This is a genomic window from Buttiauxella sp. AC142 (assembly GCF_979253435.1).
In genome coordinates, this window is sequence record NZ_CEEDCH010000001.1 from 4,690,913 (window position 1) to 4,705,777 (window position 14,865).

A 14,865-nucleotide genomic window follows, 5' to 3' on the forward strand; every position below is an offset into this window, starting at 1 on the left:
ATTCACTGCCATAAGGGAACCCCTGGTTCCGGTGGATTTAACCACGTAAATGTACGTTGGGTGATGGCTTACCAGCTGACACCTTTAGCAGACACAACCTAAGAAGGTGTACAGCCGAGATGTTGAATACGCTGATTGTTGGTGCCAGCGGTTATGCGGGCGCAGAACTTGTGACCTATTTGAATCGCCATCCTAATATGAACATAACCGCATTGACGGTTTCAGCGCAAAGTAATGACGCAGGAAAGTTGATATCTGATTTGCATCCGCAACTAAAAGGTATCGTCGACTTGCCGTTACAGCCAATGTCAGATATCAGCGAATTTACTGACGGCGTAGACGTGGTGTTCCTCGCAACAGCCCATGAAGTGAGCCATGACCTGGCGCCGCAATTTCTGGCGAAAGGCTGTGTCGTCATCGATCTTTCCGGTGCATTCCGCGTTAACGATGCTAAGTTTTATCAACTCTATTATGGCTTTACGCATCAGCATCCTGAGCTGCTTGAGCAAGCGGTTTATGGCCTGGCGGAATGGGAAAGCGACAAACTGAAAGAAACCAGTTTGATCTCCGTTCCTGGCTGTTACCCAACGGCTTCGCAACTGGCGTTAAAACCTCTGATTGAGGGCGGTCTGCTGGATTTGAACCAGTGGCCGGTGATCAATGCGACCAGTGGTGTGAGCGGTGCAGGGCGTAAGGCAGCGATATCCAACAGTTTCTGCGAAGTGAGCCTGCAACCGTATGGCATTTTTAACCATCGCCATCATCCAGAAATTGTCACGCATTTGGGTACGCCGGTCATTTTTACTCCGCACCTGGGCAATTTCCCGCGTGGGATTCTGGCGACCATTACTTGCCGCCTGAAAGAAGGCGTGACGCAGCAGCAAGTCGCTGACGCTTTTAAGCAGGCCTATCAAGATAAACCGTTAGTGCGCCTGTACGACAAAGGCGTGCCAGCGCTAAAAAATGTTGTTGGCCTGCCGTTTTGCGATATCGGCTTTGCCGTGCAGGGCGAGCATGTGATTGTTGTCGCCACCGAAGACAATTTGCTGAAAGGTGCATCTGCTCAAGCCGTGCAGTGCCTGAATATTCGTTTTGGCTTTGCCGAAACACAGTCTCTTATTTAATTAACGCCGGGTGACATGATGAATCCATTAATTATCAAATTAGGTGGCGTGCTGCTGGATAGCGAAGAAGCGCTGGAGCGTCTGTTTACCGCGCTGGTCAATTACCGCGAATCCCATCAACGCCCGCTGGTTATTGTGCACGGCGGTGGATGCCTGGTAGATGAGTTAATGAAAAAACTCTCTCTGCCAGTGACCAAGAAAAACGGCCTGCGTGTGACGCCTGCTGACCAGATTGACATTATTACCGGTGCGCTGGCGGGAACGGCGAACAAAACCTTGTTGGCGTGGGCGAAAAAGCATGGCATCAATGGTGTCGGTCTTTGCCTCGGTGATGGCGACAGCGTCACCGTGACCAAACTTGATGAAGCGTTGGGTCATGTGGGACTTGCGAAACCGGGTTCGGCAAAGCTGATTACTACGCTTTTAGATTCTGGCTTCCTGCCGATTGTCAGCTCTATTGGTGTGACAGCTGAAGGCGAGTTGATGAACGTGAATGCTGACCAGGCGGCTACGGCGCTGGCGGCAACGCTTGGCGCTGACCTGATTCTGCTGTCCGATGTGAGCGGGATTCTGGATGGCAAAGGGCAACGTATTGCAGAAATGACGGCGGCGAAAGCGGAGCAGTTAATCGCTCAGGGCATTATTACCGACGGCATGATAGTGAAAGTTAACGCGGCGCTGGATGCAGCACGCACGCTGGGTCGCCCGGTGGATATTGCATCCTGGCGTCATGCAGAGCAGTTACCTTCTTTGTTTAACGGCGTTGCCATCGGCACCCGTATTCTGGCCTAGTTTAAAATTAAGTTTTTGAAGGATAAGACAATGCAAAATCACGGAATCAAAAAAATCGTTCTCGCATACTCTGGCGGCCTGGATACTTCTGCCATCATTCCATGGCTGAAAGAAAACTACGGCGGCTGTGAAGTGGTCGCGTGCGTAGTGGATATCGGCCAGGATCGCGAAGACCTGCAAGGCGTTGAGCAAAAAGCACTGCGTTCTGGCGCAACCGAGTGTTACGTCGTTGATGCGCGCGAAGAGTTCATCAGCGATTATGTTTACCCGGTATTGCAGACCGGCGCACTGTACGAAGGCACCTACTTGCTGGGGACTTCTATGGCGCGTCCGCTTATCGCTAAAGCGCTGGTTGATGTGGCAAACAAAGTGGGCGCAGATGCGCTGTGCCACGGTGCGACCGGCAAAGGAAACGACCAGGTGCGTTTCGAGTCCGCATGGGCGGCACTGGCTCCGCATTTGAAAGTGGTTGCGCCATGGCGTGAGTGGAATCTGCGTTCCCGTGAAGCGCTGCTGGATTACCTGAAAGAGCGTGATATTCCGACTACCGCTTCGCTTGAGAAAATCTACAGCCGTGACGAAAACGCATGGCACATTTCTACCGAAGGCGGCGTGTTGGAAAGCCCGTGGAATGCACCGAACAAAGATTGCTGGGTCTGGACTGTTGATCCTAAAGAAGCGCCAGATCAGGCTGAAGAAGTTACTGTTACCGTTAAAAAAGGCAAAGTCGTTGCCGTAAACGGCGAAGCGATGACGCCATTCCAGTGCCTGGAAACATTGAACAAGATGGGTTCTAAGCACGGTATCGGTCGTATTGATATCGTAGAAAACCGTCTGGTAGGGATTAAATCCCGTGGCTGCTACGAAACTCCAGGGGGCACCATCATGATGGCTGCACTGCGTGGCGTTGAGCAACTGGTTCTGGACCGCGATAGCTTCAAATGGCGTGAGCAACTGGGCCTGGAAATGTCCTACGTGGTTTACGATGGCCGTTGGTTCGCTCCGCTGCGTAAATCTTTGCAGGCCTCTGCGGAATCACTGGCGGAAGAAGTTAACGGTGAAGTGGTGCTGGAGCTGTATAAAGGCCATGTCACTGCGAAGCAGAAAAAATCTCCGAACAGCCTGTATAGCGAAGAGTTCGCAACGTTCGGTGAAGACGAAGTGTATGACCACAGCCACGCGGGCGGCTTTATCCGTCTGTTCTCGTTGTCGTCACGTATTCGTGCACTGAACGAACTGAAAAAGTAATAGTTTAAATAATTACCCTCACCCTAACCCTCTCCCTGAGGGAGAGGGGATTGTCCGGTTTTCTCCCTCTCCTTAGGGAGAGGGTCGGGGTGAGTGGATCAAGATGAAAATTTAATGGAGCATCAATATGGCACTTTGGGGTGGACGTTTTACTCAGGCAGCAGACCAGCGGTTCAAATCGTTTAATGATTCATTACGCTTTGATTACCGACTGGCTGAGCAAGATATTGTGGGTTCTGTCGCCTGGTCCAAAGCGCTGGTTACCGTTGGTGTTCTGACTGTTGCTGAGCAGCAGGAGCTTGAGCAGGCATTGAATTTCCTGCTGGAAGAAGTGCAGGCCAATCCGCAGGCGATTCTTGAGAGCGATGCGGAAGACATTCACAGCTGGGTGGAAGGCAAGCTCATCGATAAAGTCGGTGCGCTGGGTAAGAAACTCCACACTGGCCGTAGCCGTAATGACCAGGTCGCCACCGATCTTAAACTGTGGTGCAAAATTCAGATCAGTGAACTGCTGGGGGCCACTCGCCAACTGCAGCATGCACTGGTTGAAACCGCAGAAAACAATCAAGACGCTGTGATGCCGGGTTATACCCACTTGCAACGTGCACAGCCGGTGACTTTTGCACACTGGTGTCTGGCTTATGTTGAAATGCTGGCGCGTGATGAAAGCCGTTTGCAAAGTACACTTGAGCGTCTCGACGTTAGCCCGCTGGGCAGCGGCGCGTTAGCTGGCACGGCTTATGAAATCGACCGTGAACAACTGGCGGGTTGGTTAGGCTTTGCGTCGGCAACGCGTAACAGCCTGGATAGCGTGTCCGATCGTGACCACGTGCTGGAACTGCTTTCTGACGCGTCCATCGGCATGGTTCACCTGTCGCGTTTTGCAGAAGATTTGATTTTCTTCAATACCGGCGAAGCAGGGTTTGTTGAGTTGTCTGACCGCGTGACATCAGGATCTTCCCTCATGCCACAGAAGAAAAACCCGGATGCGCTGGAGCTTATCCGTGGCAAATGTGGCCGTGTGCAAGGTGCGCTGACGGGCATGATGATGACCCTCAAAGGCCTGCCGCTGGCGTATAACAAAGATATGCAGGAAGACAAAGAAGGCCTGTTCGACGCGCTCGATACCTGGATGGATTGCTTGCATATGTCGGTGCTGGTACTGGATGGTATTCAGGTTAAACGCCCGCGTTGTAAAGAAGCCGCCGAGCAAGGTTATGCCAACGCAACTGAACTGGCTGATTACCTGGTAGCGAAAGGTGTGCCGTTCCGTGAAGCGCACCATATTGTGGGTGAAGCGGTAGTCGAAGCGATTCGCCAGGGCAAAGCGCTGGAAGCATTATCCCTCGCCGATTTGCAGAAATTCAGCGCAACGATTGGTGATGATGTTTATCCGATTCTGTCTTTGCAATCCTGCCTTGATAAGCGCGCAGCAAAAGGCGGCGTTTCTCCTCAGCAGGTAGCACTGGCGATTAGCGACGCGAAGCAGCGACTAATTTAAAATTATTGCGCTACAAAATGAGCCTGGCCTTGTGCCGGGCTTTTTTGTTTGTGATGGATGGTTTGTGCTGTTGCTGGCTATTATTCAATATCAATGGTTGATAGGGATAATCGTTCGTTGCTATGATTTCTATCGCCATGGGCTATCATGGCGACGGAGGATAGAGAATGAATATTCGTGATCTAGAATACCTGGTGGCGCTGGCTGAACATCGTCACTTTCGTCGGGCAGCGGATGCCTGCCATGTCAGTCAGCCAACGCTGAGCGGCCAGATTCGTAAACTTGAAGATGAACTCGGCGTGATGTTGCTTGAACGTACCAGCCGTAAAGTCTTGTTCACTCAGGCGGGTTTGCTACTGGTGGACCAGGCGCGTACGGTGTTGCGCGAAGTTAAAGTGCTCAAAGAGATGGCAAGTCAGCAGGGCGAGGCGATGTCCGGGCCGCTGCACATTGGCTTGATTCCAACCGTTGGGCCTTATCTGCTGCCGCAGATTATCCCGATGCTGCATAAAACTTTCCCCAAACTAGAAATGTACCTTCACGAGGCACAGACCCATCAGCTGTTAGCGCAGCTTGATAGCGGCAAACTCGATTGTGCGATTCTGGCATTGGTGAAAGAGAGCGAAGCGTTTATTGAAGTGCCGCTGTTTGATGAGCCAATGATGCTGGCGATTTATCAGGACCACCCGTGGGCAGATCGAGACCGCGTGCCGTTGTCAGATTTGGCGGGCGAGAAGCTTTTGATGCTGGAAGACGGGCACTGTCTGCGCGATCAGGCGCTGGGTTTCTGTTTTGAAGCAGGTGCTGAAGAAGATACCCATTTCCGTGCAACCAGCCTTGAAACGCTGCGCAACATGGTCGCCGCCGGAAGCGGGATAACATTGTTACCTGCGCTGGCTGTGCCGAACGAGCGTTGCCGCGATGGCGTGGTTTATTTGCCATGTTATAAACCAGAGCCGCGTCGTACTATCGGCCTGGTTTATCGTCCGGGTTCTCCGCTGCGTGGTCGCTATGAGCAACTCGCAGAGGCCATCCGTACCCATATGGATGGCCATTTTGAGCCAGCGTTAAAACAAGCGGTTCAAGCCGTTTAACGCCGCTACCCGATAGGCTTCCGCCATGGTCGGGTAGTTGAAGGTGGTGTTAACAAAGTACTCAATGGTGTTGCCGCCACCTTTCTGCTCCATAATCGCCTGGCCGATATGAATAATCTCGGCCGCGCGCTCACCAAAGCAGTGAATCCCTAAAATCTCTTTCGTCTCACGATGGAAGAGAATTTTTAGTGTACCCACGTTCATACCGACAATTTGTGCGCGAGCAAGGTGTTTGAACTGCGCCCGACCCACTTCGTACGGCACTTTCATCGATGTTAACTGCTGTTCGGTTTTCCCGACTGAGCTGATTTCCGGAATGGTATAAATACCGGTCGGAATATCTTCAATCAGATGCGCCGTCGCTTCACCTTTGACCATCGCTTGTGCAGCGATTCGGCCCTGATCGTAAGCCGCTGAGGCCAGACTTGGATAACCAATCACATCGCCAACGGCATAAATGTGCGGCTGTGCGGTCTGGTACATGCTGTTGACCTTCAACAGACCACGACCATCGGCTTCCAGCCCCACGTTTTCCAGTGACAGCGAATCGGTATTACCGGTGCGCCCGTTCGCATAAAGCAGGCAATCCGCTTTCACTTTTTTGCCGGATTTAAGCGAAACAATCACGCCATCTTCCACGCCCTCAATATTCTCGAACTCTTCGTTGTGACGAATAACCACGCCGCTGTTCCAGAAGTGGTAAGAGAGCGAATCAGACATCTCCTGATCGAGAAACGCCAGCAGACGGTCGCGGGTGTTGATCAAATCAACTTTGACGTTCATGCCCCGGAAAATCGACGCATACTCGCAACCAATCACCCCTGCGCCATAAATAATGACGTGGCGCGGTTCGTGGTGCAGGTTGAGAATGGAATCGCTGTCGTACACGCGTGGATGCGAGAAATCGACTTCTGGTGGACGATACGGGCGCGAGCCGCAGGCTATCAGGAACTTCTCGGCGGTAATCATCTCCACCGAACCATCGTGACATTCCAGCGAAATAGTATGCGCATCGACAAAACGTGCATCGCCTTGCAGCATCTCGCAGCGGTTGCGCTCATAGAAGCTCTGGCGCATACGAGTTTGTTGGTTAATTACGCTGTCGGCATGATTGAGAATGTCGGCGAAGGAAGAACGGAGTAGATGGGTGTGGTCGCTGTATAAAGGGTTTTGATTAAATTCGATAATGCGGCTGACGGCGTGGCGGAGGGCTTTCGAGGGGATGGTTCCCCAGTGGGTACAGCCGCCACCCACGTTATGGTAGCGCTCAACAACAGCTACCCTTGCTCCAAGTTTCACCAGCCCCATTGCAGCGCCTTCGCCGCCTGGGCCGGAACCAATTACTACTGCGTCATAATCGTAGGTGTGTGACATGGTAAGGCTTACCTGTTCTTATACATAAAAGCAACACGATGGTAACATTAACGCCGGGATAACCCAATTGTCGTTGTGCTTTTTGCTGCGTAACGCGAGCAAGCTCGCGTAAACAATCATTCACAAACCTGTATAAAACCAGTTAAGTTATTCTCTGGTATAGTGCGACGTCGATTTAAGAGATTCAGGCAACATGATGGGTGTAAGAGCGCAACAAAAAGAAAGAACCAGGCGTTCTCTGGTCGAAGCCGCGTTTAGTCAATTAAGTGCTGAACGGAGTTTTGCCAGCCTGAGTTTGCGCGAGGTCGCCCGTGAGGCAGGAATTGCGCCAACATCGTTTTATCGCCATTTCCGTGATGTTGATGAACTGGGTCTGACTATGGTCGATGAGAGCGGCCTAATGTTGCGCCAGTTAATGCGCCAGGCTCGCCAACGAATTGCCAAAGGCGGGAGCGTAATTCGAACTTCTGTCTCAACATTTATGGAATTTATCGGTAATAATCCCAATGCATTCCGCTTGCTGTTGCGTGAACGGTCTGGAACGTCTGCCGCGTTCCGTGCCGCTGTCGCGCGTGAAATTCAGCATTTTATTGCGGAACTTGCGGACTATCTGGAACTCGAAAATCGCATGCCGCGCAGTTTTACTGAAGCGCAGGCTGAAGCGATGGTGACGATTGTCTTTAGTGCTGGTGCCGAAGCGTTGGACGTTGATGCCGATCAGCGTCGTCAGCTTGAAGAGCGACTGGTGCTTCAGTTACGTATGATTTCAAAAGGTGCGTATTACTGGTATCGCCGGGAGCAAGAGAAAGTGGCATTAGCTCAAATATCAGAAGAGTGATTGAAAGGAAGAGCAATGAAACAGTTACAAGAGAGAGGTACGCTCGGGTTAGCGTTTATCGCTGGCCTTGCGATTAACGGAACGTTTGCCGCGTTGTTTAGCTCGGTTGTGCCGTTTTCCATTTTCCCTATTATTACGCTGGTGCTGACGGTGTACTGTTTGCATCATCGCTACCAAAACCGCACGATGCCGGTTGGCCTGCCAAGTATTGCAGCGGCTTGTTTTGTGCTGGGAGTGTTGTTGTACAGCGCCGTTGTGCGGGCTGAATATCCGTCAATGGGTTCTAACTTCCTGCCAGCGGTACTTTCAGTCGCATTATTGTTCTGGATTGGCTTTAAAGTCCGGGCGCTTAGAACGCAAGTCACTGAATAACATCCTGAGCTAAAAACAAAAACGGACGCCGAAGCGTCCGTTTTGCTATTTGCGTGTTAACCACACGCCGCATTCCATATGGTGCGTGTAAGGGAACTGGTCAAATAGCGCCAGGCGCGACACGTTATGCGTTTCGCACAATGTTTCCAGATTCTCGCACAGGGTTTGCGGATTGCAGGAAATGTAGAGAATGCGCGGGTACGCCTGCACCATCTTCACGGTATCTTTATCCAGGCCACTGCGCGGTGGATCGACAAAAATCGTTTCGCACTGGTAGCTTTTCAGGTCGATGCCTTTCAGGCGGTTAAACTCACGCACGCCATTCATTGCCTGGGTAAAATCTTCAGCTGCCATACGAATGATTTGCACGTTTTCAATTTCATTCGCTTCAATATTGTATTGCGCGGCAGCAACAGACGGCTTGGCGATTTCAGTTGCCAGCACGCGGTTAAAGTTACGCGCCAGTGCCAACGAGAAGTTACCGTTGCCACAATATAGTTCCAGCAAGTCGCCGCTTGAGTCTTGAGTCGCGTCCAGCGCCCATTCCAGCATATGAACATTCATCGCCGCGTTGGGTTGCGTGAAACTGTTTTCAACCTGGCGATAAATCATCTCTTTGCCCGCTACGGTCAAACGCTCGTCGATGAAATCCTGATCCAGCTCGATTTTGGTTTTGGTGGCGCGGCCAATTAAGTGAACGTTGAAACCCTGAGCACGTAGTTTATCGCGCAGCGCCTGGGCGTGTTCTTGCCATTCTTCACCCAGTTTGCGGTGATATAGCAGTGAAACAACCGCCTGGTTGCTCATTGTCGTCAGATAATCAATCTGGAAGAGCTTATGGCGCAGGGCGGGAATATCACGCACGCCGTCGAGCATTGCAGGCATCAACGCGTTGATAAGCGAGCTGGCTGCCGGGAAGGTGTTAACCCTAATGCGCTGCTTCGTCTCTTGGTCAAACATGATGTGGTACAGATCATCTTCATCATGCCAGATGCGGAATTCAGCACGCATCCGGTAATGGCTGACAGGCGAACGGAACACCTCCGGCGCAGGCGCTGCAAAAGGGGCCATCATGCTTTGCAAGCGGGCGACTTTTTCGGCCAGTTGCGCGTCGTACTGTTCAATTGGGAGATGTTCGGGGGTCATGAGCTGATACCTGTTAATAGAGTCAAACTACGCGGCGAATTGTAGGGAATAGGTTCCTGATGTCCAGTGCTGTTGCACTTTGATGTTTATAGACAAACTTATTAACAAAATCGTAGCATAGCGTTTCCGGCCTTTTTATAAGTTAAAAGGGAACCCAGTGCAATTCTGGGGCTGACGCGCAGCGGTAAGGAAGAGCGGGATGAGTGCCATGTGCAGACACTGCTTATATAAGTGGGAAGTCATCATCCATTAACAAACGCCTCCAAGCCCGAAGACCTGCCGGTATACGTCGCAATTTGTCATAACTATCGCGTGCTATCGGTTATGTCTGCGGCATCCTTTTTGGAAAGCGGATGCTTATATAAATGAAGTTAAAAAAACTTTCGCTGTTTACGGCGTTGTCCGTAACGGCTTTTTCAGGCTGGGCGCAAGACAGCAATTCTGATAATAGCCTGGTAGTAACGGCTAACCGTTTTCAGCAGCCGGTAAATACTGTTCTGGCTCCAACCGATGTTGTAACCCGGGAAGATATCGACCAGTGGCAGGCAAAATCGCTTAACGATGTGATGCGTCGTTTGCCAGGCGTGGATATCGCGCAGTACGGCGGCATTGGGCAAGGTTCTTCTATGTTTATTCGCGGAACCAATGCAAGCCATGTGTTAGTGCTGGTGGATGGTATTCCTATCGCTCGCCCAGGAATCTCTAACACTGCTGATATCAATCAGATCCCCCTCTCATTAGTGCAACGCGTGGAATATATTCGCGGCCCTCGTTCAGCGGTTTATGGGTCGGGTGCAATTGGCGGTGTGGTGAATATCATCACGCAGACCGATGAAGAGAAATCGCAAATCAATGCGGGTGTCGGCTCGAACGGCTATCAGCAATACGACGGGGCTTTGCGTCATCGTTTTGGTGACACCGTGGCGACGGTCGCGGGTTCGTATGAAATGACCAAAGGCTTCAACGTCCTGCCGGATTCACCTTATAGCGGCGATAGTGACCGCGATGGTTATCGCAGCAAATCTTTCTGGGGCGGGCTGGAGCATAAGTTCAGTGACGAGTTTGATGGTTTCTTCCGTGGTTACGGATATACCAACAATACCGATTATGACCAGGGCTCGTATGGGTATGCCGGTGGCGGCGATGAAGAGCAACTTTACAACCAGACATTCGATGCAGGCATGCGTTTCCACTCTGGCCTTTACTCTTCTCAATTGTTGGCTAGCTATCAAAAAGTAAAAGACTACAACTATAGCAGCGTGAATGGCCGCTATAACGACGGTACCACTCTCGACAATATGACCCAGCGTAACATTCAATGGGGTAATAACTTTGTTGTAGGAAATGGCTCAGTCAGTGCAGGCGTTGATTGGCAGCAGCAGCGCTTAACGTCTTCAGATACGGCAATGTCTGATACCTATAAGCGCGATAACACAGGTGTTTACCTCAGTGGTCAGCAGCAGTTTGGCGATGTGACGCTGGAAGCCTCTGGTCGTGAAGACAATGACGAACAATTTGGCTGGCATGGCACATGGCAGACGGCGGCTGGTTGGGAGTTTGTTGAAGGGTATCGTGCCACGGTTTCTTACGGCACCGGATTCCTTGCACCCTCGCTTGGGCAGCAGTTTGGTTCGACACGCTTTGGTATCGACTCAAATCCAAACCTGAAGCCAGAAGAGTCTAAACAATGGGAAGCCGGACTTGAAGGATTAACAGGGCCAGTAGATTGGCGCTTGTCGGCTTATCATTACCAGATAGAAAACCTCATTACTTACTATTCTGCTCCGGGATCTTTCGAAGGCAATTACGACAACATCAAGTCCGCGACCATCAAAGGGTTGGAATGGACGGGGAGTGTTGATACTGGCATCTTCACCCATAAAGTGACGCTTCAGTATATGGACCCGCGTGATGACCAGACGGATGAAGTGCTGGCCCGTCGTGCTAAGCGTCAGGCTAAGTATCAGCTCGACTGGAGTATGTTTAATGTTGATATGGATGTTGCTTGGCAGTATTACGGCAAACGCTACGACAACAACACTTCTTCGTATAGCCCGACTCAGCAGGTTTTGCCGAGTTATAGCACTGTTGATGTTTCCGCATCATATCCGGTCACCTCACAGCTAACCGTTCGTGGTAGAATTGCCAACCTGTTCGATAAAGATTACGAGACGGTTTATGGCTATCAAACCCCAGGACGGGAATACTACCTCACTGGCAGCTATACCTTCTAATACACGTCCCACCGTACTGGTTTTTGACTCCGGTGTCGGTGGGCTCTCTGTGTATGATGAAGTCCGGCAGCTTTTGCCTGACCTGCACTATATATATGCTTTCGATAACGTAGCATTTCCCTACGGCGAGAAAAGCGAGGAGTTCATTGTTGAACGCGTGGTAGAAATTGTGACTGCGGTTCAGGAACGCTACCCGCTCGCACTCGCCATCATTGCCTGTAATACGGCGAGTACCGTTTCACTTCCTGCGCTTCGCGAAAAGTTCGCATTCCCTGTTGTCGGCGTTGTACCCGCTATCAAGCCAGCTGCGCGCTTGACGACTAATGGTGTTGTAGGGTTGCTGGCGACTCGCGGCACAGTTCGCCGTCCTTATACTCACGAACTGGTCGCGCGCTTTGCGTCAGAATGCAAAATCGAAATGCTCGGTTCGGCGGAACTGGTGGAGTTAGCTGAGGCCAAGCTGCATGGCCAGCCAGTTGATCTTGAGGAACTGCGTAAAATCCTGCGTCCGTGGCTGAGAATGAAAGAGCCGCCAGATACCGTAGTATTGGGTTGCACCCATTTCCCTCTATTAGAAGAAGAGTTGCTGGAAGTCCTGCCGGAAGGAACTCGGTTGATAGATTCAGGCGCTGCGATTGCTCGTCGTACGGTATGGCTTTTAGAACATGAATCTCCGAATGCATTATCTGCGGATGAGAATATTGCGTTCTGTATGGGGCTCACGCCAGAGATTGCTCAATTAGCACCCGTTTTGCAGCGTTATGGCTTCCCAAGGCTTGAAAAACTGGCAGTTCGCAGCAATTTTGAATAAAAAAACGACGGTTGAAATAAAAATTGAAATTAGGGGTTGTCAGCCTCCGGAAAATCCCTATACTGCGCCTCCACTGACACGGCACAACGGCTTACAAACCGGCCCGTCAGCCAGATGAAAAGCGAAAATAAATGCTTGACTCTGAAAGAGGAAAGCGTAATATACGCCACCTCGAGTTAGCAAGCGAAAGCGCGTAACTCACTGCTCTTTAACAATTTATCAGACAATCTGTGTGGGCACTCGCAGGATTGATATCTCAGATACCTTCGGGTATCAAAAAAATATCAAGTCTTGAAGAGTGACCAAGCAGTAATTCATTTAGTTGAATTATTACGAAAGTTAATTTTTGAGCATCGCTTCACGAGTTGAAGCAAATCAAGCTTTTAATTGAAGAGTTTGATCATGGCTCAGATTGAACGCTGGCGGCAGGCCTAACACATGCAAGTCGAGCGGTAGCACAGGGAGCTTGCTCCCGGGTGACGAGCGGCGGACGGGTGAGTAATGTCTGGGAAACTGCCTGATGGAGGGGGATAACTACTGGAAACGGTAGCTAATACCGCATAACGTCTTCGGACCAAAGAGGGGGACCTTCGGGCCTCTTGCCATCAGATGTGCCCAGATGGGATTAGCTAGTAGGTGAGGTAATGGCTCACCTAGGCGACGATCCCTAGCTGGTCTGAGAGGATGACCAGCCACACTGGAACTGAGACACGGTCCAGACTCCTACGGGAGGCAGCAGTGGGGAATATTGCACAATGGGCGCAAGCCTGATGCAGCCATGCCGCGTGTATGAAGAAGGCCTTCGGGTTGTAAAGTACTTTCAGCGAGGAGGAAGGCATTGTGGTTAATAACCACAGTGATTGACGTTACTCGCAGAAGAAGCACCGGCTAACTCCGTGCCAGCAGCCGCGGTAATACGGAGGGTGCAAGCGTTAATCGGAATTACTGGGCGTAAAGCGCACGCAGGCGGTCTGTCAAGTCGGATGTGAAATCCCCGGGCTCAACCTGGGAACTGCATTCGAAACTGGCAGGCTAGAGTCTTGTAGAGGGGGGTAGAATTCCAGGTGTAGCGGTGAAATGCGTAGAGATCTGGAGGAATACCGGTGGCGAAGGCGGCCCCCTGGACAAAGACTGACGCTCAGGTGCGAAAGCGTGGGGAGCAAACAGGATTAGATACCCTGGTAGTCCACGCCGTAAACGATGTCGACTTGGAGGTTGTTCCCTTGAGGAGTGGCTTCCGGAGCTAACGCGTTAAGTCGACCGCCTGGGGAGTACGGCCGCAAGGTTAAAACTCAAATGAATTGACGGGGGCCCGCACAAGCGGTGGAGCATGTGGTTTAATTCGATGCAACGCGAAGAACCTTACCTACTCTTGACATCCACGGAATTCGGCAGAGATGCCTTAGTGCCTTCGGGAACCGTGAGACAGGTGCTGCATGGCTGTCGTCAGCTCGTGTTGTGAAATGTTGGGTTAAGTCCCGCAACGAGCGCAACCCTTATCCTTTGTTGCCAGCGGTTCGGCCGGGAACTCAAAGGAGACTGCCAGTGATAAACTGGAGGAAGGTGGGGATGACGTCAAGTCATCATGGCCCTTACGAGTAGGGCTACACACGTGCTACAATGGCGCATACAAAGAGAAGCGACCTCGCGAGAGCAAGCGGACCTCATAAAGTGCGTCGTAGTCCGGATCGGAGTCTGCAACTCGACTCCGTGAAGTCGGAATCGCTAGTAATCGTAGATCAGAATGCTACGGTGAATACGTTCCCGGGCCTTGTACACACCGCCCGTCACACCATGGGAGTGGGTTGCAAAAGAAGTAGGTAGCTTAACCTTCGGGAGGGCGCTTACCACTTTGTGATTCATGACTGGGGTGAAGTCGTAACAAGGTAACCGTAGGGGAACCTGCGGTTGGATCACCTCCTTACCTGAAAGATACGAACTTGCGTAGTGCTCACACAGATTGTCTGATAGAAAACGAGCAGTAAAACCTTATAGGCTTGTAGCTCAGGTGGTTAGAGCGCACCCCTGATAAGGGTGAGGTCGGTGGTTCAAGTCCACTCAGGCCTACCAGATTCTCCGCTATCCTGCGTTACAGCATCACTCGCATATTTCAATATGCTTCGTGACGCTGCGCCTTGACTAGCGAATAATTCACGGTAAATCAAAGGTTTTACGAAATCGATGGGGCTATAGCTCAGCTGGGAGAGCGCCTGCCTTGCACGCAGGAGGTCAGCGGTTCGATCCCGCTTAGCTCCACCATCATTTCATGCTCACCCAATACTTCTAAGTGTACTGTTTAACAGTGTGCTGAGAAGTATTTGCTCTTTAAAA

At 51.3% G+C, this 14,865-nt stretch carries 11 protein-coding genes, 2 tRNA genes, 1 rRNA gene and 1 riboswitch; of the genes, 12 read left to right on the forward strand and 2 right to left on the reverse strand.

Going from position 1 to position 14,865, the window contains the following annotated elements:
- Positions 1-119: 119 nt before the first annotated feature.
- The 5 genes from argC to oxyR all read left to right on the forward strand — a co-directional run bounded on the left by argC (position 120) and on the right by oxyR (position 5,759).
- The gene (gene argC / locus AC0IWZ_RS21875) at positions 120-1,124 is read left to right on the forward strand and encodes an N-acetyl-gamma-glutamyl-phosphate reductase (RefSeq protein ID WP_471678485.1); all 1,005 of its coding nucleotides are present in this window, start codon (positions 120-122) and stop codon (positions 1,122-1,124) included.
- 15 nt (positions 1,125-1,139) lie between these two features.
- Entirely contained in the window at positions 1,140-1,916 is a 777-nt protein-coding gene (gene argB / locus AC0IWZ_RS21880) for an acetylglutamate kinase (RefSeq protein ID WP_115631631.1), read from the forward strand.
- A 30-nt stretch (positions 1,917-1,946) separates the two neighbouring features.
- Complete coding sequence (locus tag AC0IWZ_RS21885) at positions 1,947-3,164, forward strand: argininosuccinate synthase (protein WP_034500087.1); 1,218 nt, start codon at positions 1,947-1,949, stop codon at positions 3,162-3,164.
- Positions 3,165-3,291: 127 nt separating this feature from the next.
- Complete coding sequence (argH, locus tag AC0IWZ_RS21890; protein WP_471678484.1) at positions 3,292-4,665, forward strand: argininosuccinate lyase; 1,374 nt, start codon at positions 3,292-3,294, stop codon at positions 4,663-4,665.
- 167 nt (positions 4,666-4,832) lie between these two features.
- A complete protein-coding gene (gene oxyR, locus AC0IWZ_RS21895; RefSeq protein WP_034500089.1) occupies positions 4,833-5,759 on the forward strand; it encodes a DNA-binding transcriptional regulator OxyR in 927 nt (308 codons plus the stop codon).
- Here oxyR and sthA read toward each other — a convergent pair.
- Positions 5,733-7,133: a Si-specific NAD(P)(+) transhydrogenase gene (sthA, locus tag AC0IWZ_RS21900; protein WP_034500091.1), complete on the reverse strand. Its 1,401-nt coding sequence runs from the start codon at positions 7,131-7,133 to the stop codon at positions 5,733-5,735. The two genes, oxyR and sthA, sit on opposite strands and share 27 nt — an antisense overlap.
- 193 nt (positions 7,134-7,326) lie before the next feature.
- On the opposite strand from sthA, the gene fabR reads away from it, so the two are divergent.
- Both fabR and AC0IWZ_RS21910 read left to right on the forward strand, forming a co-directional pair.
- The gene (fabR, locus tag AC0IWZ_RS21905; protein WP_115631628.1) at positions 7,327-7,971 is read left to right on the forward strand and encodes an HTH-type transcriptional repressor FabR; all 645 of its coding nucleotides are present in this window, start codon (positions 7,327-7,329) and stop codon (positions 7,969-7,971) included.
- Positions 7,972-7,986: 15 nt separating this feature from the next.
- Positions 7,987-8,343: a YijD family membrane protein gene (locus tag AC0IWZ_RS21910; protein WP_034500093.1), complete on the forward strand. Its 357-nt coding sequence runs from the start codon at positions 7,987-7,989 to the stop codon at positions 8,341-8,343.
- A gap of 45 nt (positions 8,344-8,388) precedes the next feature.
- On the opposite strand, the gene trmA is transcribed toward AC0IWZ_RS21910, so the two are convergent.
- On the reverse strand, positions 8,389-9,489 hold the full coding sequence (gene trmA / locus AC0IWZ_RS21915) for a tRNA (uridine(54)-C5)-methyltransferase TrmA (protein ID WP_410374142.1): 1,101 nt from the start codon (positions 9,487-9,489) through the stop codon (positions 8,389-8,391).
- Positions 9,490-9,599: 110 nt separating this feature from the next.
- A riboswitch (cobalamin riboswitch) is annotated at positions 9,600-9,787 on the forward strand.
- A 67-nt stretch (positions 9,788-9,854) separates the two neighbouring features.
- Here trmA and btuB point away from each other — a divergent pair.
- The 5 genes from btuB (at position 9,855) to AC0IWZ_RS21940 (ending at position 14,793) form a co-directional block, all read left to right on the forward strand.
- On the forward strand, positions 9,855-11,723 hold the full coding sequence (gene btuB / locus AC0IWZ_RS21920) for a TonB-dependent vitamin B12 receptor BtuB (protein ID WP_471678483.1): 1,869 nt from the start codon (positions 9,855-9,857) through the stop codon (positions 11,721-11,723).
- On the forward strand, positions 11,668-12,534 hold the full coding sequence (gene murI, locus AC0IWZ_RS21925; RefSeq protein WP_172895950.1) for a glutamate racemase: 867 nt from the start codon (positions 11,668-11,670) through the stop codon (positions 12,532-12,534). The genes btuB and murI overlap by 56 nt, the downstream gene beginning before the upstream one ends.
- 384 nt (positions 12,535-12,918) lie before the next feature.
- Positions 12,919-14,458: ribosomal RNA gene (locus tag AC0IWZ_RS21930) — 16S ribosomal RNA — on the forward strand.
- A gap of 69 nt (positions 14,459-14,527) precedes the next feature.
- Positions 14,528-14,604: transfer RNA gene (locus AC0IWZ_RS21935), tRNA-Ile, on the forward strand.
- Positions 14,605-14,717: 113 nt separating this feature from the next.
- Positions 14,718-14,793 (forward strand) — tRNA-Ala (locus AC0IWZ_RS21940).
- Positions 14,794-14,865 lie beyond the last annotated feature (72 nt).

Bases quoted from the DNA above. Each gene is read 5' to 3' on its own strand.
- oxyR (WP_034500089.1), top strand. From the start codon at position 4,833: ATGAATATTCGTGATCTAGAATACCTGGTGGCGCTGGCTGAACATCGT.
- sthA (WP_034500091.1), bottom strand. From the start codon at position 7,133: ATGTCACACACCTACGATTATGACGCAGTAGTAATTGGTTCCGGCCCA.
- AC0IWZ_RS21885 (WP_034500087.1), top strand. From the start codon at position 1,947: ATGCAAAATCACGGAATCAAAAAAATCGTTCTCGCATACTCTGGCGGC.
- trmA (WP_410374142.1), bottom strand. From the start codon at position 9,489: ATGACCCCCGAACATCTCCCAATTGAACAGTACGACGCGCAACTGGCC.
- argB (WP_115631631.1), top strand. From the start codon at position 1,140: ATGATGAATCCATTAATTATCAAATTAGGTGGCGTGCTGCTGGATAGC.
- argC (WP_471678485.1), top strand. From the start codon at position 120: ATGTTGAATACGCTGATTGTTGGTGCCAGCGGTTATGCGGGCGCAGAA.
- murI (WP_172895950.1), top strand. From the start codon at position 11,668: ATGGCTATCAAACCCCAGGACGGGAATACTACCTCACTGGCAGCTATA.
- fabR (WP_115631628.1), top strand. From the start codon at position 7,327: ATGATGGGTGTAAGAGCGCAACAAAAAGAAAGAACCAGGCGTTCTCTG.
- argH (WP_471678484.1), top strand. From the start codon at position 3,292: ATGGCACTTTGGGGTGGACGTTTTACTCAGGCAGCAGACCAGCGGTTC.
- AC0IWZ_RS21910 (WP_034500093.1), top strand. From the start codon at position 7,987: ATGAAACAGTTACAAGAGAGAGGTACGCTCGGGTTAGCGTTTATCGCT.
- btuB (WP_471678483.1), top strand. From the start codon at position 9,855: ATGAAGTTAAAAAAACTTTCGCTGTTTACGGCGTTGTCCGTAACGGCT.